At 59.5% G+C, this 21,143-nt stretch carries 15 protein-coding genes; 8 read left to right on the top strand and 7 right to left on the bottom strand.

Features of this window, described 5'->3' with window-relative positions:
• The first annotated feature begins 114 nt into the window (after positions 1–114).
• Genes AB4Y97_RS14040 through AB4Y97_RS14065 form a run of 6 tightly spaced genes read left to right on the top strand, consistent with a single transcriptional unit; the run spans position 115 to position 8,651 of the window.
• Positions 115–1,821, top strand: a complete 1,707-nt coding sequence (locus AB4Y97_RS14040; RefSeq protein WP_441999667.1) for a hypothetical protein — start codon at positions 115–117, stop codon at positions 1,819–1,821.
• Positions 1,818–3,605, top strand: a complete 1,788-nt coding sequence (locus AB4Y97_RS14045; protein WP_441999668.1) for a glycosyltransferase family 4 protein — start codon at positions 1,818–1,820, stop codon at positions 3,603–3,605. The genes AB4Y97_RS14040 and AB4Y97_RS14045 overlap by 4 nt, the downstream gene beginning before the upstream one ends.
• Complete coding sequence (locus tag AB4Y97_RS14050) at positions 3,605–4,726, top strand: hypothetical protein (protein WP_441999669.1); 1,122 nt, start codon at positions 3,605–3,607, stop codon at positions 4,724–4,726. Before AB4Y97_RS14045 ends, AB4Y97_RS14050 begins: the two co-directional genes overlap by 1 nt.
• A gap of 55 nt (positions 4,727–4,781) precedes the next feature.
• On the top strand, positions 4,782–6,635 hold the full coding sequence (asnB, locus tag AB4Y97_RS14055; RefSeq protein ID WP_441999670.1) for an asparagine synthase (glutamine-hydrolyzing): 1,854 nt from the start codon (positions 4,782–4,784) through the stop codon (positions 6,633–6,635).
• A 21-nt stretch (positions 6,636–6,656) separates the two neighbouring features.
• On the top strand, positions 6,657–7,784 hold the full coding sequence (locus AB4Y97_RS14060) for a class I SAM-dependent methyltransferase (protein WP_441999699.1): 1,128 nt from the start codon (positions 6,657–6,659) through the stop codon (positions 7,782–7,784).
• A gap of 6 nt (positions 7,785–7,790) precedes the next feature.
• Entirely contained in the window at positions 7,791–8,651 is an 861-nt protein-coding gene (locus AB4Y97_RS14065) for an NAD-dependent epimerase/dehydratase family protein (protein WP_441999671.1), read from the top strand.
• A gap of 730 nt (positions 8,652–9,381) precedes the next feature.
• Here the strand turns inward: AB4Y97_RS14065 and AB4Y97_RS14070 are convergent.
• Positions 9,382–9,804, bottom strand: coding sequence for an HIT family protein (locus AB4Y97_RS14070; protein ID WP_441999672.1), 423 nt, complete (start codon positions 9,802–9,804; stop codon positions 9,382–9,384).
• A 759-nt stretch (positions 9,805–10,563) separates the two neighbouring features.
• On the opposite strand from AB4Y97_RS14070, the gene AB4Y97_RS14075 reads away from it, so the two are divergent.
• The gene (locus tag AB4Y97_RS14075; protein ID WP_441999673.1) at positions 10,564–12,435 is read left to right on the top strand and encodes a calcium-binding protein; all 1,872 of its coding nucleotides are present in this window, start codon (positions 10,564–10,566) and stop codon (positions 12,433–12,435) included.
• A gap of 98 nt (positions 12,436–12,533) precedes the next feature.
• On the opposite strand, the gene wecB is transcribed toward AB4Y97_RS14075, so the two are convergent.
• From wecB to AB4Y97_RS14095, 4 genes are all read right to left on the bottom strand, one after another.
• Complete coding sequence (gene wecB / locus AB4Y97_RS14080) at positions 12,534–13,580, bottom strand: non-hydrolyzing UDP-N-acetylglucosamine 2-epimerase (RefSeq protein ID WP_441999674.1); 1,047 nt, start codon at positions 13,578–13,580, stop codon at positions 12,534–12,536.
• 55 nt (positions 13,581–13,635) lie between these two features.
• Positions 13,636–15,120, bottom strand: coding sequence for a glycerol kinase GlpK (gene glpK / locus AB4Y97_RS14085; protein WP_441999675.1), 1,485 nt, complete (start codon positions 15,118–15,120; stop codon positions 13,636–13,638).
• Between the two features lie 33 nt (positions 15,121–15,153).
• Complete coding sequence (locus AB4Y97_RS14090; RefSeq protein ID WP_441999676.1) at positions 15,154–16,674, bottom strand: glycerol-3-phosphate dehydrogenase; 1,521 nt, start codon at positions 16,672–16,674, stop codon at positions 15,154–15,156.
• A 90-nt stretch (positions 16,675–16,764) separates the two neighbouring features.
• Positions 16,765–17,964: an MFS transporter gene (locus tag AB4Y97_RS14095; protein WP_441999677.1), complete on the bottom strand. Its 1,200-nt coding sequence runs from the start codon at positions 17,962–17,964 to the stop codon at positions 16,765–16,767.
• Positions 17,965–18,284: 320 nt separating this feature from the next.
• Between AB4Y97_RS14095 and AB4Y97_RS14100 the strand changes: the two genes are divergently transcribed.
• Entirely contained in the window at positions 18,285–19,754 is a 1,470-nt protein-coding gene (locus AB4Y97_RS14100) for a DEAD/DEAH box helicase (protein ID WP_441999678.1), read from the top strand.
• A gap of 103 nt (positions 19,755–19,857) precedes the next feature.
• Here the strand turns inward: AB4Y97_RS14100 and AB4Y97_RS14105 are convergent, their stop codons facing one another.
• A complete protein-coding gene (locus AB4Y97_RS14105) occupies positions 19,858–20,235 on the bottom strand; it encodes a putative quinol monooxygenase (RefSeq protein ID WP_441999679.1) in 378 nt (125 codons plus the stop codon).
• Between the two features lie 93 nt (positions 20,236–20,328).
• Positions 20,329–20,970 (bottom strand): hypothetical protein, encoded by a 642-nt coding sequence (locus AB4Y97_RS14110; protein WP_441999680.1) that lies wholly within the window; start codon positions 20,968–20,970, stop codon positions 20,329–20,331.
• Positions 20,971–21,143 lie beyond the last annotated feature (173 nt).

Here is a 21,143-nt window from a genome sequence, read left to right on the forward strand (position 1 = left end):
CATTAACGCTGATAGGGCCTAAGGTTTCATGGTTGTCGAGGTAGCCAGGTTGGCAATAGCGGTAGAAATCACTCGCGAATTGTGTGATTCCTGGTCGATTGAGACTTATGAGCAATGACGCGCGCTTCAATAGGAACATCATCCGGCATACGGACGGCACCTGATGATGCCGAGAAGCGGTATCGGGCGGCCTATGAGGCGCTGCTTGGGCCGCTAGCGGATGTTACTGCTCGCCTGAGTCAAGCGGAAACAGGGCTCGATCGCGCTGCGCGCGATTTTGCAGCAGCACGCGCCGAGCATTCAGCGGAGATGGCTCAGGTTGCCGCTGTGCATGCGTCGGAAATTGCGCAGCTGAAGGGAGAGCTCGACACCGTTTACCGGTCGACGTCGTGGCGAATTACGGCTCCGCTTCGGTCGGCCGGCCGGCCGGTCATTGGTTTCAAGAGTGCCTTGCAACGATGTGCAGGCAGGGTGTCATGCTTCGTGAAAGGCATTGCACCATGGTGCCGTAATGCGGTGGTTCGCAGTGCCAATCTTGGGCTCGACGCTCTGACGACCCTCGCTGCGGGCTGGCGCCGACGGTTCGGCACCCCTCGAACGATGTGGGGCGTGACACCGATTCTGACTCTGCCGCTGCTCGCTCAGTGTGACCGCCTGCTCGGATTGCGATCCGATAGTCTCGTATTTACCACTTATTACATAACGAATTCGTTCGACATTAATCTAAAGAGACTCTGCGAATATATTTACACGAAGCACCCAAGCTGGACCATCAGACTCCACAAGATAATTCTGCGCATTGCCCTCATCCGCTACGATGTGTTTCACCTGTTCTGTGATCGCAGCGTCGTGCTCCCGACACGGCGGATGGAAATCAACGAAGATGAGATGAAGGCGATCGTAGCCTTCGACAAGCGCCTGTATACCTATACCTATGGCGCGGACGTCCGCACACGTCAGGCGACCTTGTCCTTGGGTCGCTACAATCTCTGCGCCGAATGTCCGCAGCCAGGACAATTCTGCATGTGCGATGATACGGAAGGAAGCGGCAATATCGGGCGCATCGGCAAGTATGCTACGGAAATGCTCGCCATGGGCGACATGCTGGCCTACGTCCCCGGGGCGACCAACTTGCACTTCTGGCCCCTCGACCTTGCGAAATTCCATTATTGTGGATCGAACTGGACGAAGGATCGGCCTTTGCGGGTTGCGCATGCGCCTAACCATCCGCACTTCAAGGGAACCCAGTATCTGATCGATGCGGTGGAGCGGCTCCAATCTGAGGGCTTTGCGATCGAGCTGGTCCGGGTGCAAGGAGTTCCTAACACCGAGGTGATCCGGCTATTCGAAACATGCGATCTCATCGCTGATCAGTTCATCGCAGGTTTTCATGGATATACTGCGCTTGAGGCAATGGCGCTAGGAAAGCCAGTGCTGTGCTATTTGCGCGGGCCGGATATGGCGTTGGATCCAGTCAACTGCCCAATTATCAACGCTTGGCCGGACACGGTTTACGCGACCTTGAAACGCTGTCTGGAGGGACAGCTCGATCTTGCGGAGTTAGGGCGAAGGAGCCGCTCCTATGTCGAGCATTACTATTCCCTTGATGCCGTTGCGAGCCGCCTTGGCGTTATGTATCTCAGGTCGGCGCGATTTCCTGACCGGATCAATCGGCGAATTGAACAGCGGCTGTCCGAAATCCAGAACCGTCTGCCGGAACTGTTGACTGGTCCGCCCCCCGTTCCATGGCATCTTGCCGAGGAGGTCGATGTGGAAACAGCCCGTGGGGCCGATTCAACGTGTAAAGAGGTGCTTTCTTGAAAGTAGATCGCCCTCAAGCACAAATCGAGCGGTCCGAAATAGCCGAGCCAGCAACAGCGCCGCAGCTCATTGCAGATGACCCCGGTCCTACAGTCCCTGCGATGCCGGTCGGCCGCAGTGATTTGAGCTCAAAGGCCGTGTTTGCACAAGGTGCCGGTGATAACGCCGATGCCGCGCTATGGGAGCGCGACCAGCTGATGCGGCGATTGGAGATTGCAGAGGCTGAGCGTGACAAACTCGTCCAGCAGCTGAACGAGATCATGGGAAGCCGATCCTGGCATCTCACCGCTCCTCTTCGGAACGCAGTAGCCTCATGCGCCACGTTTCTTGCGCGATTGAAGATCGCGTTTGAAAAAACGAAACGGTCAGTCCAGCAACTATTCCTCCAGCCGTCGTCATTCCGACCGGACTTCCAGAAGCTTCAAGGCGCCATCGTCGCGCGATACCAGTCGAGTGCATTCCACTCTAGCCTCAGGCGGTGGAGCACGACCGGCAACAATATCGTGGATTTCGTCGTCCCAGCATTACGGGCACCCCGTAGGGTAGCGCCCGCGCGTGACGCGGCGCCGCTCATTCTCATGATTGTATTTTCCGACTTGCGCGTCGATCCACGCGTCATGCGGGAAGCGCAGGCGCTCGCTCATGCGGGCTTCCGCATCAAGATTATTTATCCCGATGCGATGAGTACCCCTCAGACTCCTGCCGTTCTGGACTACGGCCCGGGCGTGGAGTTCCGCCCGCTGCCGCCCAGCGCAATGAGCTATCTTGGCGTGCCACCTTACCTTATGGGGTCTGAATTCCTCGAGGCCATCTGCGAGGAGCGTCCCTTCGCGATCCATAGCCATGACCTCTCGACGGCGCTGATCGGGCTTGCCGCTGCCGGCCGGCTGCAGGTTCCCTGCATTTGCGACTTTCACGAGTGGTACTCGGAAAACGTGTCGTGGGATTACGAAAAGGCGACCTACGTCGAGCATCCTCGTCCTATCAAGTCCGCCTATCGTCGGGTCGAGAGGCTCGCCATGGCTCGTGCGGCGGCCGTCATTACCGTGTGCGAGTCGATCGCCAGCGAGCTGGAGCGCAATTTCTCGTTCAGTCGGCAAAAGGTGCATGTGATACGGAACATTCCGTCAGGGAGCCAAGAGCCAACACGTGCGTATGGTTCGCTTCGCGCAGAACTTAATATCCCGGACGATAAGTTGGTCGTCCTGTGGCAGGGTGGAACTGGTCCATCCCGATTGCTTGAACCGGTAATCGAGTCGTTGGCGCATTATGAACATTTCGTCCTGGTCATCCGCGGACCCAGTCTCGATATTTTCGGAGACGAATATCGAGCGATCGCTGAGCGGATCGGAGCTTCGGATCGGTTGATCCTTCTACCGCCGGTGCCATCCCGAGACGTTGTCGCGGCTACCAAGGGTGCCGATTGCGGCGTGTGGACGTTGCCCAACCTCTGCAAGAATTTTTCCTACGCGTTGCCTAACAAGGTTTTCGAATATCTCTATTCGGGGCTTCCGATTCTGGCCGCGGATTATCCGGAGGTTCGACGGCTCGTTGATGGAAACCAAGTCGGGCTTCTCTTTGATCCCTATGATCCGCAGTCGATTGCCAATGCCATCAAGCGCCTTCATCAGGAGAAAGGTCTTGCCGAGTCGATGCGTGCGAGGATGCCGGGTCTGATCGCCGACCTGGATGCCGATCGTGAGTGGCAGCGGCTCGTAACTCTCTATCGGACGTTGGCGCAGGAAGGTTCTGTCAAATCGCTTGCCGCGATGGGGCGGGCCTGATGCGCGTACTTCATGGGCCAGTCAATATCGGCAACCAACCGTGGGTTCTTTCCCGACATGAGCGGCAGCTCGGGATCGACAGTGAACTCGTCGTGAACTACACCCCATCGCTCGGCTATCAAGCCGACCGGATCATCAGTCCTCTCGGCTGGGTATCGGAAGATGAAATGCGGGCCCGACTGGTGAATGGCCTGCGGGCACCATTTGACTACGATGTTCTGCATTACTATTTCGGCCGCTCTCTCATGTACTGGGACGATTACGGTCCCAGGAATTACCTTCCCTTTCTTGACGTCGAAGTGGCTAGTCGACTGGGGCGTCGCATTATCTTCACGCTCCAGGGCTGCGACGTCCGGATCGCCGGCGACTCGACCGTCAGAAACCGGTTCACACCGTGCCGCGCGGGCCATTGCACAGTGTTCGATACATGTCTCGCAACGTTGGATGACGAGCGGAGACGTTTCATCCGCGATATTCTTCCAAAAGCCGATCGCGTCTTCTTTCTCAATCCGGAGTTGGGGCATTTCCTGGATAGAGGAGAGTTCCTGCCGTACAGCAGTGTCGAGATCGACGCGTTCGATGTCGTCCTTCCCGTCCTGGATCGCCCGCCGAGGATCCTTCATGCGCCCACGAACGGCGCGATCAAGGGGACGCCGGCGATCCTTGAGGCAATGGATGAGTTGAGGCACCATTACGAGTTCGAGTTCATACTCGTCCGCGATATGACACACGAACAGGCGCTGAAAGCCTACCAGACTGCTGATCTGGTCATCGACCAAGTGCTGGCAGGGTGGTACGGCGGGTTCGCAGTCGAAGTCATGGCGATGGGAAAGCCGGTTCTGTGTTACTTGCGGGAGGAGGATTTCGAGTTTGTTCCCAAGGAAATGCTCGCAGATCTTCCAATCGGCAATATACGTCCGGACCGACTGACTGCTGATATAGCAAGCGCACTCGATCGCCGAGCCGAGTGGGGAGAGTGGTCTTCCCGTTCGAGGAAATTCGTTGAGAAATGGCACAATCCCGCCACCATTGCGGCGGCGCTCGCTCGAGTGTACGAGGACCCTGCGGCGCCGCTGGCCTTCCATGATCCCGCAAGCGGGACGGGGGGCGGCCAAATATGATGCTCGCCGCCCTGCCGATGAAACTAGCTTGCTCGGAAATTGAAAGCCCCTCAAAATGTGCGGAATAGCAGGAAGCCTCCACTTCGGTCGAGACCCGCAGGCGCCTGACCGCGTTCGCCGAATGGCGGATGCGCTTGAGCATCGAGGGCCGGATAGCGATGGCTACTGGTCGGATGGAGATGTCTCGTTAGGGTTTCGGCGCCTCGCCATTGTCGACATTGCCGACGGCGAGCAGCCGATGACGAACGAAGACGGCCGTATCTGGGTCGTCTTCAACGGAGAAATCTACAATCATCGCGAGTTGCGGCGCGAGCTCGAGGCGGCTGGGCATCGTTTCAAGTCCGACCATTCCGATACCGAGGTTCTCGTCCACGGGTGGGAGCAATGGGGTGAGCGTCTGCCGGAACGGCTGAACGGCATGTTCGCATTCGCCATCTGGGACCAACATGCGAAGCGCCTGTTTTTGGCCCGCGATCGGTACGGCATCAAACCGCTTTATGTCGCTACGGGTCAGGATGGATCGTTTGTCTTCGCTTCCGAGGTGCGTGCACTGCATGCGAGCGGTCTTGTCCCCGTGGAGGCGAATGCCGCAGCCGTCGTCGAGTATTTCAGCCTGATGAACTTCTGGCACGGGCGAACTCCGTTCCGCGGAGTCTCGATGCTGCAACCGGGGCACTTTGAACTGGTAACTCCGTCCGGCCGTCGGCAGCACCAGTACTGGGATTTCACTTTCTCGCGAAGCCGTGGAACGGATCTGGAGCGAGAGGCGGGTGAATTTCGCGAGGTTCTGCACCAAGCGGTGGACCGCCAACTCGCGGCGGATGTGCCGGTCATGGCATACCTGTCGGGAGGAATCGACAGCTCGTCCATCGCAGCCGTTGCTCATCAGTTGCGGCCTGGCGTGCGAGCATATTCCTGCATCTTCGACCTTGATCAAGTCGGAGAAGACCGCTTCGTGGACGAGCGCGAATTCTCGCGCGCGGTCGCGGGGTCCTTGGGGATCGATCGCGTCGAACTCGAGATCCCACAGGATGCGCTGATCCAGAATCTCGATTCGACCATTGCTGCGCTGGAATATCCCCGCATGGGCATGGCCTATGTGAACTACCTCATCGCCAAGCGGGTAGCGGCGGATGCAAAAGTCGTCCTCTCCGGGATGGGTGGCGATGAGGTCACCGGAGGCTATGTCGGCCGTTATGCGATCATCCCGCGGATGCAGGGCTCCCAGAGGGTATCACTTGCGGACAAGACGAGCGCCGATGCCATCTTCCAGACATTTCGCGCGATGCTCAACGTGCCGATCCGTGCTGACGAACTGACCGAAGCCTTTACACCGGATTTTCTCAAGGCCGCTGGAGGGTTCGATCCGGTTGGCGAGATTCGGCAGACATTCCTGTCCGCTCCCTCTGACGATCCTTGGGACGCGTTGATGTATGTTGACGCAAAGACCTACCTCCATGGACTCTTGGTGCTCGAGGACAAGCTGTCGATGGCTCATTCGTTGGAGACACGCGTTCCGCTTCTCGACAACGAGGTCGTTGATCACGTGTTGGGAATCCCGTGGAACCTTCTTTCTGATGGTCAGACCGGGAAAATCCTGTTTCGTGAAGCTGTTCGGCCATGGGTACCGGAGACTATCTATACGAAACCTAAAATGGGGTTCGGTCCGCCGGACGCGTCATGGTACCGAGGGCGTCTCAGGCCCTGGGTCGAGGCGAAGCTGTCCGGGCTTGCATCCCAGGGGGTGTTTCAACCCAGCTTCATCCGCCGAAAGCTCGACGAGCACTTCAGTGGCGCAGCCAATCATGTCGCGCTGATCTGGTGTCTTCTGAGCTTCGAGAGTTGGTGCCGGCAAAGCGGCGTTTTGGGCGGCGTGGCGGCCACCCAGCGCGAAACCGTATATAATTAAAGGAACAATATCTTGCGTAGGATGGATCCATCGCAGTTTCGGCCGGCCGGCATGGCCGCCGATGGCAAGCTTGAAGTGGTCTCTTTCCGGGAGGAAGGGGAGCATATCCTTGAGGGAATTCTCAAAGTCGTCGGCACCGATAATTGGTTTCCGATCCTGGATGGGGTGCCATCCTTCCTCACGGGCCCGCTCCGCCCCGACCTGCAGGATTTTTGCCGTCGTCACGGCCTGTCGGTGCCTTCCGATGCACCGGCAGCGAGCGCGAAGATGGAGCAGGCAAAGACCAACGAAACCTTCTCCGACAAGTGGAGACGCTTCAAAACCTATGGTCTTCAGCCCGAGCACGAGGACTTTCTCTTCGGCTGGTACTGCAAGAAGTTTGCCCTGCCTGACAGGGAGGCGCTGAAGGCTTTCTACCGCAATCGGGAAAGGGTGCTCGAGGTTGGGCCCGGGTCGGGATTCAATACCCGCTTCATCGCTCAGAACTGCAATGGCCATGTCACGGCGCTCGATATCTCGGATGCCGCGTTCACGACGTTCGGCAACACATCCGTCCTGCCGAACTGCACGACGGTCCAAGCCGATTTGATGGAGGCGCCGTTTCCCGATGAAACGTTCGACCTCATTATCGCTGACGGCGTTCTGCACCACACCCCGGACACGCGAGCCGCCGTGCGCGCTCTCTACCAAAAAGTGCGGCCTGGCGGTCAGTTTTTCTTCTACGTTTACAAGAAGATGGGTGCGGCTCGTCAATTCTGCGATGCGATGATCCGAGAGAGTTTCATGAAGCTCACGCCTGAGGAGTGCTATGCCGCCTGCGAGGGTTTGACGGTGCTTGGTCGGGAGTTGTCGAAACTCAATGCAACGGTCACGCTCGATTCCGCCATTCCGGTTCTCGGGATTCCGGCGGGCACGCATGACGTTCAGCGGCTTATCTACTACAACTTCGTCAAGTGTTTCTGGAACGACAGCTTCGATTTCGAAACGAACAACATGGTCAACTTCGACTGGTACCATCCTCACAACGCGTGGCAGCACACGCCAGAAGAGGTCGCTGGTTGGTTACAGGAGCTTGGGGTCGCCACTTATCAGTTCAATGATTCCAACCCGAACGGTATCTCCGTGCTTCTCACGAAGTCGGGAGCCTAGCTTCTCATGCGTGTGATCGTCACCGGGGCGACGGGGTTCATCGGCGCCAAGTTGATCCGCTCGTTATCTGAAAGCGGACATGAGGTCATCGCGATCGTGCGGGAGCCGGGAACGCGATTGAGCCATGCTGCAACGGTGGTTTGGGATCTCAGCCGAGACGAACGTCCCGCAGGGCTTCCGGCGAGAGCCGATGCGCTTGTCCACGCCGCTCAGTCCCGGAATTTCCGGAACTTTCCAGGCGATGTAGGGGACATGGTCAGGGTCAACGTATCCGCGACGGCCGCATTGCTCACCTATGCGGCCGATATCGGCGTGGAGCGCTTTTGCTCCTTGTCGAGCGGCACCGTCTACGAACCTTACCGTTCGGAAATCAAGGAGAGCGACGAACTCGATCCCACCAGCTATCTGGGCATCACGAAATTGGCCGGCGAGCGGTTGGCGCGACCTTTCGACCGTCTCATGTCTCTCGCTATCCTCAGGCTGTTCTTCCCCTACGGGCCTGGGCAAGAGAATCGGCTTGTGCCCGACCTGATCCGGCGAGTTCGGGGCCAGATCCCGGTCCAAGTTCCCGCGGACGGCCAAGGGATGCGCTTGGCTCCAACCTATGTCGATGACATCACCAGTGTCATTCAGCATGCGCTCATCGAGAACTGGACAGGGATCTTCAATGTCGCGTCCCCATCCGAAGTGAGTATCCGCGAACTTGCAATCGCGATCGGAGAAGCCGTGGGAGAGGAGCCAACTTTCTCCGTCCATGAGGGAGGCTCACCCCGGATCGTCCCCAACCTCGATCGCTTGGGGTCTCGCTTCGATCTGAACCGATTTACATCCCTCGCCGATGGGCTGCGGCGGACTGTCAGCGAATAGAGCTGGCATGGAGTGGGCAATTCTGCTGGACCGCTGGAATGGATATCCAGCCTAGAGCATCGGACCCAAAAGTGGATTCCACTTTTGGGTCCGATGCTCTCTCGTTGGATGAGCGCATCGTTCCATGCGGAAAACCGGGTCCACTTTTCCGCAGGATGCGCTAGAGAAACGGATCTTTAGACGAAGGCATATCGTGCAGCCTTGAGGTCGCTCCAGCACTGCTGCGGCTTGAAGGGGACGGCAAATCTCACCGATGACTTGCCAGAGGGCTCGGCCATTCGAGCCTTGGCTTTGCGCAAGCGCGTTTTGAATTTTGAGAGGGCCTACTCGATGGGGTTCAAATCAGGCGAATAGAAGCCTAAGCGTTGCTCCTCCGGAGGCGATGAGGACCCGCACCGCACCCTTTGCGGCGGCAGGCTGTCCATGATCCCCATGTCAACCGCCAGGCGTGACGACATTAGGATCTACTCGACATAAGCCAGTGAAGCGTGGCCCTTCATCGGCCCATCCAGCACAACCGAGGCCGAGAACACGCCACAAAGGCGATGGAGATTCTAAGCCACCGTATGCCTGCACTCATCCTCGGGCTATCAGCCACTCACGCCTCAGGTCATGTTGCCTGCTTGCAAGCTGGAGGTATGGTCAATCTTGAATTAACGTCACACCTCATCACTCAATTGGGGCAAGTCAATCCGCCCTTACATTTACATTCACCTAGACGTTCAGCCTCTCATGCCTCGAAGAATTGTCTGTATCGTTCAGCAACGTCAGCCAGAACGTCAGCCTTCTCCATGACACTCGAGTGAGGCCGCAGCTCGATCCCTTCCCAACGGGGAATGACATGAACATGCATATGAAATACTACCTGTCCTCCGGCGCTCTCATTTGACTGGATGATGGACACACCGTCAGCCTTCATTATCTCTCTTGCTGCTCGCGATATCTGCTGAACGGCGCTGAAGACGTGATGAAGATCACTCTGGTCGATGTCAAAGATACTTCTTGCTTTAGCTTTCGGGATTACGAGAACATGTCCTTCGCTTCTCGGCATAACATCCATGAAGGCGAGCACATGGTCCGTTTCGTATACCTTGTGACACGGTAATTCGTTGCGGAGAATGCGAGCAAATATGTTGTTGTCGTCATAGGACATGGCACAGACCCTTCTAGATCAGGCAGAATGGCTTGATTAGCCTGTCGAGGCCAACAAAGAAATCCTACCGATTGAGCAACCCCACAGAAAGCGCATTGAGCGGATTCGATTATGTCCCGGCCTGCTTCTGAAAAGTAATTCTCCCTGAGGCATGCCTTTTGAACCTGGCGCTACGTTGGCAGGTATGAGGAGCAGGACGAGCTCTAGCACCTTCTCCAGTCGAGAGATCTCAAGTGGAGGTCCGCCATGAGCATCTCAGCCGCTTGAGAGCGCAACAGCCCGCAGCCCATCGCGGTCCGAGTGGCACAGGCCGATTACGATCAGCTGCACCACTTCGTGGCGGTCGGCCCATCGGATGATGGCGCCGCTCGAAGCCGGAGATGGCGCTGGAGGAACTCCCGCGTGTGATGCAAGCGGGTGCAGTTTGCCGCCATGCGGGTACGGGTCTCCGTTGGGCCTGAGGTGTGTCTGCAGGGGGGCATGGACAGTAGCTGCAAGCGAATCATCAAATCCGATCTTTGCCTTAAGGAACAACCCGGACCGTTCCCTACTTATTTGTGCAGGGAATTCGAGACAAACCTTGAATCCCACAGGGCTGCATAAGCCAAGCGGGGAAGCAGGTTGCCTGTGGGGTGCCCGATATGAATTCTTCCTGAAACGTTTGGGAAGGGGATCCGGAAATACAATAACATTCCTCTAGACTTCGAGTTGGCGTCTATGTAATAGCGTTGCGGAATAATATAGCAACGGGCAGAGGCCATGTCGAAAGCGTATAATCAACTCGCCGCATTCATGCGGGCCAACAAGTCGGATCCTCTCTCCCTGGCCAAGATCATGACCGGCTGGCTTTGGACATCCTTGCTGCCTGCTGGCGCCGGACCTGAGCCGACAAGCGCAAAAAGCGTCCCGACGGTCATGAATGCATCCTGCGGTTGGCGGGACACCCTGATGGAGTCCCTGTTCGAAGGCATCGGTGTTCAGCATCGCCGTGTCAATTTCTACGATGTTCCCTTCCAAGCCAACCATACGGCGACGGAACTCTTCATCAACGGCAAGTGGATGTTCTTCGATTCCACATTCGGTCTCTATTTCACCCGCCAGGGAAGCAGCGTGCCTCTTTCCATGGAAGAGGCACGGGCCCTTTGGCCGAATGTCGTTACCCATCAAAGTTCCTTGAAGGGCTGGCAGGGCGTTTTTGTGGATCCAAAGACTATCAGTGCGAAAGCATATCATACGACGGATGACACCTTCGCCTATGCGCCTGTAAACTACAGCCATGCCGATGGAGTCGTGGCAGGCGAATTATACGCTTTGTATTTCGTGAAAAATGCAACCTATCTCGACGATTCAGGTGAAAAGCTTATCGACGGCGATGCTCGGTCCTGGAAAATCACGGTCGATTCCAACAATTCGAAGTCTTGGCTCAAGAATACATATTTTTACGACCAGAATGGCCGGGTCGACGCACAATACATGCTCATGGACAACAAGAGCCATGTTTTTACCCATTGGGATCGCGATGACCATTACGATTGGTTGAAGAAGACAACGAAAGTGACGGCGTTCAGCCGTCTTGAGCAGACGATTACCCTATACGATGATCGGTCCAAGGACGTTATCTCATACGATGCGAAATCGGCCCAGCCTTGGTCAAGCTTCCAAGTTCACTACAGCACTAACGGCAAGATCGACTACGCTATTACCCACTACGACGACGGTCAGGTGCTGGAAACGGAATACGACGAAACAGGCTCCTTTACATGGTCGCAATACGGCGATGTGTTCGATGCGTCCGGACAGGTAACGAGCACGACCATTACCTATGACGATGGCACCGTTAAATTTTATAACTGGGCGACTGCCTCAAAAATCTCGGGCACTGCAGGTAATGATGTCCTGACTGGCACTCATGGAGTGGACGCTCTTTTCGGCGGGGAGGGCAATGACACCCTCATTAGCGGAGCCGAAACAGTTCGCCTGGAGGGTGGGAAGGGCAACGACGTCTATTATGTCCACTCCACCAGCGACATTGTCGTCGAAAGATCCGGAGGTGGACATGACACCGTCATTTCGAGTGAAAATTACATTCTCGGGCGCAACGTCGAGGATCTCGTCCTTACAGACAATGCCATTTACGGTACGGGGCAGGAGCTCAATAACTGGGTCGTGGGCAATGCGCGCGACAACGTTCTGACCGGCGGCGGCGGCAACGACAGACTCATCGGCATGGAGGGCAATGACCTTCTGATCGGTGGCACGGGCAACGACGTGCTGGAAGGCGGCCTTGGGACGGATACTCTTTATGGCGGTCCTGGCGCCGATACGTTCCTTTGGAGGAGTGTCGAAGAGATCGGTTCCTGGTTGAAGGATGCTGATATCGTGAAGGATTTTTCTGCTGCGCAGGGCGATAAGCTCAGTTTTAATCTCATCGACGCGGATACGACGCGACCGGGAAAACAGTCTTTCACATTCATTGGAAACGACGGTTTCAGCGCTCCGGGCCAAATCCGGTATGCCTTCAGTGGAAAAGAGACTTTGATTTATCTCAACACGGACGCTGATCCCTCCGGGGAGGCTGTTCTGAGGCTGGCTGGCAAAGTGAAACCGGATGCCTCCTGGTTCATCCTCTAAAGGTTGCGGGACTGAATAGCCCCAGATGCTATAAGAGCACGGAACGGAGCGACACTTCGTTCCGTGCCCTCTTGAGTTGAGATGAATCTGGCTGCGGGTTAAGGCGCCGCGGTTGCGAGAAGGCTTGCAATTCTGCCGCTGCTTTCGCCTGAGCCATAATCAATGATGTTCCGGCGCGGCTTATAGGATTCATTGATCCAGAGCCTGTTCCAGCCGGCTTCCACCGTCTCCACCCACTCGGTCTCGTCGCGCAGCGTCACACACGGCACACGATGGAAGTAAGCTTCCTTCTGGAGGCCTCCTGAGTCGGTGAAAACGGCTGCGGAATTGTGCGTCAGCCAAGCCATATCGAGATAGCCGAGCGGATCAATCAGAGTCACGCCTTCCGGCGTGAGCCCGTTCTTCTCCATGAGCTTTCGGGTGCGAGGGTGCATCGGCATGACGATAGGGATCTCGCGGCCGCGTTCCGAGAGCCACCGAACTACCTGGGCGAAGCGGGTCGGATCGTCCGTGTTCTCGGCGCGATGGATCGTTGCGACGGCGTAGCTCTTGGGCATCAGGCCGTGCGACTCCAGTATTGTCGAACGTCCTTTGGCCCGTTCCACCGCCGATAGGGTCACGTCGTACATGACGTCGCCGACATGCTGAACGCCCTTCGTGATTCCTTCCGCCTTCAGGTTGTCGACGGCGGTCTGCGTCGGGCACAGCAGCAATGCGCTCACATGGTCGGCAACGACGCGGTTGATCTCCTCCGGCATCTTCCGGTTGAATGAACGAAGGCCGGCCTCCACATGCGCGACCGGGATATGCAGCTTCGCCGCCGCAAGCGCGCCGGCCACCGTCGAATTGGTGTCGCCGTAAATCAGAACCCAATCGGGCTTCTCGGCGATCATCACCTCTTCGAGCTTTTCGAGCATCCGCCCCGTCATCGCGCCATGCCCGAGGCTGTTGACCTCGAGGTTGTAGGCCGGCTTCGGAATGTCGAGCTCCTCGAAGAAGACATCCGACATCGCCGCATCGAAATGCTGTCCGGTATGGACCAGAATTTCCCGGAAGCCGCCATGGGCGATCAAGGCGTGGCTCACCGGAGAGGCTTTGATGAATTGTGGCCGCGCGCCGACAACAGTTAAAATGGTCAGTGGCATGGGATATCCTTTTTCGCGCGGGTTGTGTGGTGACAGGCCATGATCCGTCAAGCCCTCACGCCCAATCGATCGCGCGGCCGACCGCCTTCGCCCATTCCGCAAAGAGCCGCTTGCGTTCCGCTGCCTCCATGGAGGGCTGCCAGCGCTTGTCGACGGCCCAGTTGTGGACGAGGTCGTCGGTGCCGGCCCAGAAGCCGGTGGCGAGGCCTGCGGCATAGGCAGAGCCCAGGGCCGTAGTCTCGATGACCTTGGGGCGCACGACCGGCACGTCGAGAATGTCGGCCTGGAACTGCATCAAAAGCTCGTTGACGACCATGCCGCCATCGGTGCGCAGTTCCTTGACGGCGATGCCTGTATCCTTGGTCATCGCGTCCAGCACCTCGCGGGTTTGGAAGGCGGTGGCTTCCAGGGCGGCGCGGGCGATGTGGCCCTTGGTGGCGAAGCGGGTGAGGCCGCCGATCAAGCCGCGGGCGTCCGCATTCCAATGCGGCGCATAGAGGCCGGAAAAGGCGGGAACGATGGTCACGCCGCCATTGTTCTCGACGCTGCGGGCGAGCGCTTCGATATCGGTGCTGGACTGGATGATGCCGAGATTGTCCCTGAGCCATTGCACCAGGGCGCCCGCGATGGCGATCGAGCCTTCCAGAGCATAGACGGTCTTCTTCTGCCCGAACCGGTAGCCCACCGTGGTCAGCAGGCCGCAGGTGGACGGGTAGGGGTTCTCGCCGGTGTTCATCAGCATGAAGCAGCCGGTGCCGTAGGTGTTCTTCGCCTCGCCGGGCTGGAAGCAGGTCTGGCCGACCAGAGCCGCCTGCTGGTCGCCGAGAATGCCGGCGATCGGTACGCCCTTGAGCAGCCCCACCGCCTCGCCATAGACCTCGCTCGACGACACGATGGTCGGAAGGCAGGCGCGGGGAATATTGAACAGGGCGAGGATCTCGTCGTCCCATGCGAGCTTGCGCAGATCCATGAGCTGCGTGCGGCTGGCATTGGTCTCGTCGGTGATATGGCAGCGCCCGCCGGTCAGGTTCCAGACGAGCCAGGTGTCGATGGTGCCGAACAGCACATCGCCCGCCACGGCCTTTTCACGGGCGCCGGGCACGTTGTCGAGCAGCCAGCGCAGCTTGAGGCCGGAGAAATAGCTCGTCAGGGGCAGGCCGGTCCTGTCGCGCAGCCGGTCGTGCCCGCCATCCCTGGCGAATTCCTGCACGATCGGATCGACGCGGGTGTCCTGCCAGACGAGCGCGTTGTAGAGCGGCTTGCCGGTTGTCCTGTCCCAGATCAGCGTCGTCTCGCGCTGGTTGGTGATGCCGATGGCAGTGAGATCCTGAGGGCTCAGGCCCTTCCTCGCCAGCGCCTGCTCGATCACCTCCTGCGTATTCCGCCAGATCTCGAGTGGGTCGTGCTCCACATGGCCGGGCTGGGGATAGATCTGCGCGTGCTCCTTCTGCGCGACCGAGACGATGGCCCCGGCGCGGTCGAAGACGATGAAGCGCGAGCTGGTCGTGCCCTGATCGATGGCGCCGATATAGCTGGCCATGAAGTGCTCCCCGGAACGTTCTTGTTGCAGGCGCTATTGCGCGGCGACGGCAGCCGCGTAGCGTTTGTTGAGGTAAGTGTCGATCCTGGCCGGGGCACCCGCCGGTACGTGGAGGCCGAGTTTCGAGCGGCGCCAGAGAATATCCTCGGCGCTGCGCGCCCATTCGCGGCGCACGAGATAGTCGACCTCGGCCGCAGTCAGTCCGGCTCCGAAATCTTCGCCGAGATCCGCCACCGATCGGGCGCTGCCGAGAAGCTCATCGATCCGGGTGCCGTAGGCGCGGGAAAGGCGGTATGCGACGTGTTCGGGCAGGAACGGCCAGCGCTTTTTGACGCTGGCGAGGAAGCGGTTGAAATCCGCATCCGGCAGGTCGCCGCCCGGCAGCTTCGCCGTCTCCGTCCAGGCGGGCTTCATGGCCGGGAAGAAGGATTTCAGCTCGTCCAGCGCATGTTCCGAGAGCTTGCGGAAGGTGGTGATCTTGCCGCCGAAGATCGACAGAACCGGGGCCTGTCCCTCCGGCTTGTCGAGATCGAACACGTAATCGCGCGTCACGGCGGAGGCGTTGATCGAGCCGTCGTCGAAGAGAGGGCGCACGCCGGAATAGGTCCATACCACATCGGCCGGCGTGACCTGCTTCTGGAAATGGTGATTCACCACATCGCAAAGATAGCGGATCTCCTCGTCGCTGATCGTCACCTTCTTGTCAGGCACGGATTCGACCGGAATGTCGGTGGTGCCGACGAGCGTGAACTTGCCCTGATAGGGGATGGCGAAGACGATGCGCTTGTCGGTGTTCTGCAGGATGAAGGCCTGCTCGGTCTCGAAGAGCTTCGGCACCACGATATGGCTGCCCTTCACAAGGCGCACGCTTTTCTGCGTGTTGAGTCCGAGCTTGGAATTGAGCACGTCGGCCACGAAGGGACCGCCCGCATTGACGATGACGCGGGCGCGGACTTCCGTCGTCTCGCCGGTCGCGGCGCTCTGCAATGTCGCGAGCCATGTATCGCCGTCGCGGCTGGCCGAGACGAGTTTGGTGCGCACGCGGATATCGGCGCCGCGCTCGGCGGCGTCCAGCGCGTTCAGCGCCACCATGCGGCTGTCTTCCACCCAGCAATCGGAATAGACGAAGGCCGTGTCGAAACCGGGCTTCAGGGCTTTGCCGGCCGGATGCCGGGTCAGGTGGATCGTCTCCGTGCCCGGCAGACGCTTGCGCGGGGCGAGGTGGTCGTAGAGGAACAGGCCGAGCCGCACGAACCAGGCCGGGCGGATGCCCTTCTCGTGAGGCAGGATGAAACGCAAAGGCCAGATGATGTGGGGGGCCGCTTCCAGAAGGCGCTCGCGCTCGAACAGAGCTTCGCGTACCAGCCGGAATTCGTAATATTCCAGATAGCGCAGGCCGCCGTGAATCAGCTTGGTGCTGGCGGACGAGGTATAGCCGGCCAGATCGCCCTGTTCGCAGAGAACCACGGAGAGGCCCCGGCCCACCGCATCGCGCGCAATGCCCGCGCCATTGATGCCGCCGCCCACAATCAGAAGATCTGTCACTGTCGTCACGAAACTGAGTCTTTCCTTCGAACCGGGTCCTCCCGGCTTCCTGCACATGTTTCCTTTAGCCGTCTAAGGCAAGCAAAATCTGAACAATGTTCAGGGTTCGCGGGCCAGGGTGAGGTTTAGCACGAAAGTCCCAAGAAAGCAGAGGGCCAGGACGAGGCATGCGGCCAGAACCGCGCCATAGCCGCCCCACCAGGACCAGAGGGCTCCGAAGGCGAAAGGGGCCGTGGCCATGGCTAGCCGCACGGGCGTGGCGATCATGCCCTGAATGGCGCCATAATTCTCCCGGCCGAACAATTCCGGAGGCAGGAGCGCCTTCACGATCGTCATCATGCCGTTGGACGCTCCGAAGATGCCGGCGAAGACCACGACCAGCCAGGATCCCGGCGGTATGAAGGGGAGGAGAGCGAAGGCGAGCACGCTCAGCGCCATGGTGATGACGCCCAGCGCCTTGATGCTGAACAGCCGCTCGCTGAGGACCATGACGAGCCGGGCTATCACCTGGGCGGGTCCGATCACCGAGAAGGCGACCACCGCCGCGTCCAGGGTAAAGCCCCGCTCGATGAGGAGTGGGATCAGGTGAAGGGGGATCCCGGTGAAAATCATTCCTTGCGCGATCGAGGTCGCCACGAAGCACCAGAAGGAGGCGCGACGGAGGAGATGCCGGGGACTCGAAACCGGCCGGGCGGCATGGGAGCTGCCGGAATGTCTGGCCGATTTCTCCGCCGGGGGAATGTAGACGGCATGCAGAACCGCGCAGATCGCGAGATTGAAGGCGCCGAGGACCAGAAGCGTCCCGCGCCATCCATGAACCTCGATCAGCAGATGCGTCAGGGGAACGAATACCGTGCTGGCGAAGCCGCCGATGAGCGTCATCACGGTAAGTCCCCGCCGTGCGAGAAATCCGAGCCGGCGGGCAACAACGGCGAAGCCCGGATCGTAGAACACGGCGCTCATGGCGGCCCCCAACCCGATCCAGATCAGGATGAAGAGCGGGTAGCTCTCGATTTTCGACCAGAGGGCAAGGAGAAGCGCGGCGAGAATGGAGCCGCCGGTCATGATGATGCGGCCATGGCCCAGATCGATGAGGCGCCCGACCGGAATCGCAAAGAAGGCGGACGCGACCAGTGAAATGGAATAGGCAGCGGTCAGGGCGGATTTCGACCAGCCGAGTTCATGCCCCATCGGCTCGATGAAAAGGGCGAAGGCGTAGAAGATCGTGCCATAGGAGACGAGCTGGGCCGTCGAGAGGGCAAGGACGAAGCCCCAGGGCATGCGGTCGGGGGAGGACATCGGTCGGGTTCCGCCTCATCGCCTTGCTCCGTTCATCCGGCTTTAATTCGGCGATCCGTGCTTTATGTCAGCCGATACGGTTGACGAACAGGCCTTTCTCCCTCATATGCACAGGACGGCGTCAGCGCTCTTAGATGAGCCGCTTGAGTGGGGCTGCGTGACGGATATCCGCCGGATGGTGGAAACCCCGGTCCCTTTCTTCAATCGCTTGACCGTACGATAGCCCCATCACGCGGGTTGTCGCCTTGAGCCAAAGCAGCGTCCGTTTCGGCAGCAGAATTGCCTTGTGGCTCTCCGCATCTCTTTGAAAGACCACACGTTTGACCCTATTTACCGATTTCGGATTGGCCCAGCCGATCCTGAAGGCGCTTGCGACCGAAGGCTATGAGAAGCCGACCCCGATCCAGGCGCAGGCCATTCCCTATGTGCTGGAAGGCCGCGATATCTGCGGCATCGCCCAGACGGGAACCGGCAAGACTGCGGCCTTCGCGCTGCCGATCCTCAACCGCCTTACCGAAAATCCCCGCGCCCCTATCCGCAAGAGCGCCCGAGTGCTGGTGCTCAGCCCGACCCGCGAACTCTCCGGCCAGATCGCCGACAGCTTCCGCACCTATGGCCGCAATCTGAAGCTGACCACCTCCGTGGTGTTCGGCGGCGTGACCATCGGCAAGCAGGAGCGTGAGCTTTCTCCTGGCGTCGACGTTCTCGTCGCCACTCCGGGCCGCCTGCTCGACCTCGTCGACCGCCGGTCCCTGAGCCTGCGCGACGTGGAAATCCTCGTCCTCGACGAGGCCGATCAGATGCTCGATCTCGGCTTCATCCATGCCCTGAAGCGCATCGTGACGCTTCTGCCGAAGGACCGGCAAAGCCTGTTCTTCTCGGCCACCATGCCGAAGACGATTTCGTCGCTCGCCGATGCCTTCCTGCGTAATCCCGCCAAGGTCGCCGTGACTCCCGTGGCGACCACGGCGGAGCGAGTCGAGCAGAGCGTCATGTTCGTGGCTACCGGCCGCAAGCAGGCGCTGCTCGAAATCGTGCTGCAGGACAAGGCCATCGACCGCGTTCTCGTCTTCACCCGCACCAAGCATGGGGCGGACAAGGTCGTGCGCTCGCTGGATAAGGCGGGCATCGCCGGAGCCGCGATTCATGGCAACAAGTCCCAGCCGCAGCGCGAGCGGGCGCTCGCCGCTTTCCGCGCCGGGACCTGCCGGGTGCTGGTCGCGACCGACATCGCGGCCCGCGGCATCGACGTCGAAGGCGTCAGCCACGTGATCAATTACGATCTGCCGAACGTGCCGGAATCCTACGTCCACCGCATCGGCCGCACGGCCCGCGCGGGGGCTGACGGTCTCGCGATCTCGTTCTGCAACGACGAGGAGCGGGCCTTTCTCCGTGACATCGAGAAACTGACCCGCATGCAGGTGCCGGTCGCGGCGCTGCCGGAAGGTTTTTCCGCCGGTCCGGTCGGCGGCGAGGCTCCCGAGCCGCGTCGCGAGCAACAGCGCGGCCGCCCCGCCGGGCATGCTCGTGGCCATCAAGGCCATGGGCAGTCGCGTAGCGCCGACCCGAACGCTGAGCGCGGCCCCAAACGCCGCCGTCGCGGCGGCCAGAAGCCTGCCGGCGCCGGCCAGCCGAACGGCGGCGGGCAACGTCAGGCTCAGGGACAGCAGGCCCAGGGCCAGCAGGCGCATGGCCAAAGGCAATCTCAGGGCAGGCCGGCCCAGAAGCGTAACGAGTCCCGTCGGGATGGCGCCCAGGTGGCGTGGCTCGAAAAGGGCCCGCGCCGCTAATCGATATACCGTCCCGGACGCTTTGCGGCGATCCGGGATCTCAAGACCAGAAGGCGCCCCGAGGGCGCCTTTTTCTTTTTCGCCAAGGCTGCACGCCAAGCATTCAGGATGTTGCGAAGAATGAGAAATCCGAACGCATCTGATGCCAGACCTGCACCTGCCGAGGCTCGGTGAGGAGTTCCGGCAGGTGCTCCCAATAGGCCTTCCGATAGTCGCGGTGGATCTGAACTTCGGTCACGTCGTCGAGATCGGCCCAGGTCTCGTAGAGCATGAACCGGGTCGGATCTTCGGGATCCCGGTGAAGCACGGCGTTGATGAAGGTCGCCTCGTGCCGCATGGCATCGAGAACCGGCGTCAGAAGCGCGAGAAACTCCTCCTCGCAGCCAGGCTTGAGATGGAGGGAGACGGTAAAGGCGACATTGCTGCGGGATGCGTGAGCGTTCACTCGGTCGGACTTTTCGAAAACGGTGTCATGCTTCACGGTCAATCTCCTTCGCTTCGTTCTGTGACGATCCGAATCTGACTGCGGATCGAAGCGAAAGACATGACGTGAGAGGTAATGAGACCGGTTTTTCTACGCCCCGGGCACAATATGCGGGGATGGGCCAAGTCCTTGCACGGGGGCCGCTCCGATGATCGCCGTGGAGGTTACCACCACCCATCCGGCTCCTGATCGCTCGATGGATATGATCCGCCCGGCGCCGGGAAGAACTGCTCCGGGCACGACCTCCCGCAAGCCGTCCGGACCTTCCACCAGAGCCGCTCCCCGGATGACACTGCGAAGGACATAGCCTCGACTGAGGTCTTTCGCATCTGATGAGTCCTTCAGGGCCGCGGACCCGGTCCCGCGGCTTCCTTCGTCTGAATCGGCGGCCTCTCTCACCGATCCCGTCGTTGTCGGATCGAGGTCTCTTTGCCAGTACAAAGGGGTGGTGCGGCTTTCGTTCACGGGCCTGTTGCCCGCAACGGCGGCAACCATTGGCGCGTCGGATTGGGCGGAGCTGGTTTGGATGGCGTGGGCTGCAAATGCGACCGAGGAGATTGCGAGCACCAATCCGAGACCGATCGCGATGCGATCGCCTGCGGCCTCTTTTTCACGGATGAGGTGTTCGAGTCGGCGGCCGTTCTGCCGTCTGGCGCCCGACGAGAGATCAGTCTTCGCCCTCAGGTCGGCGCGTGACAACCGTCCGAGCACTTTCTCGAATGAGACACGCATGATCGCTATTCCTGTCGGGAGCATTTCGCTGCGGAACATGCGGCGATATGCTTAACGATAAGTAAACGAAGCCTTCCATGGAAGCAGACGGCATCTTCTACTTTGGGTCTATAGCAACCCTCGCCCGATGGTCGATCAAGCCTCTCATCTGAATCGATGGAAATACGATCCTG

Origin of the sequence: Microvirga sp. 2TAF3 (assembly GCF_052114965.1) — a bacterium.
GTDB lineage: Bacteria > Pseudomonadota > Alphaproteobacteria > Rhizobiales > Beijerinckiaceae > Microvirga.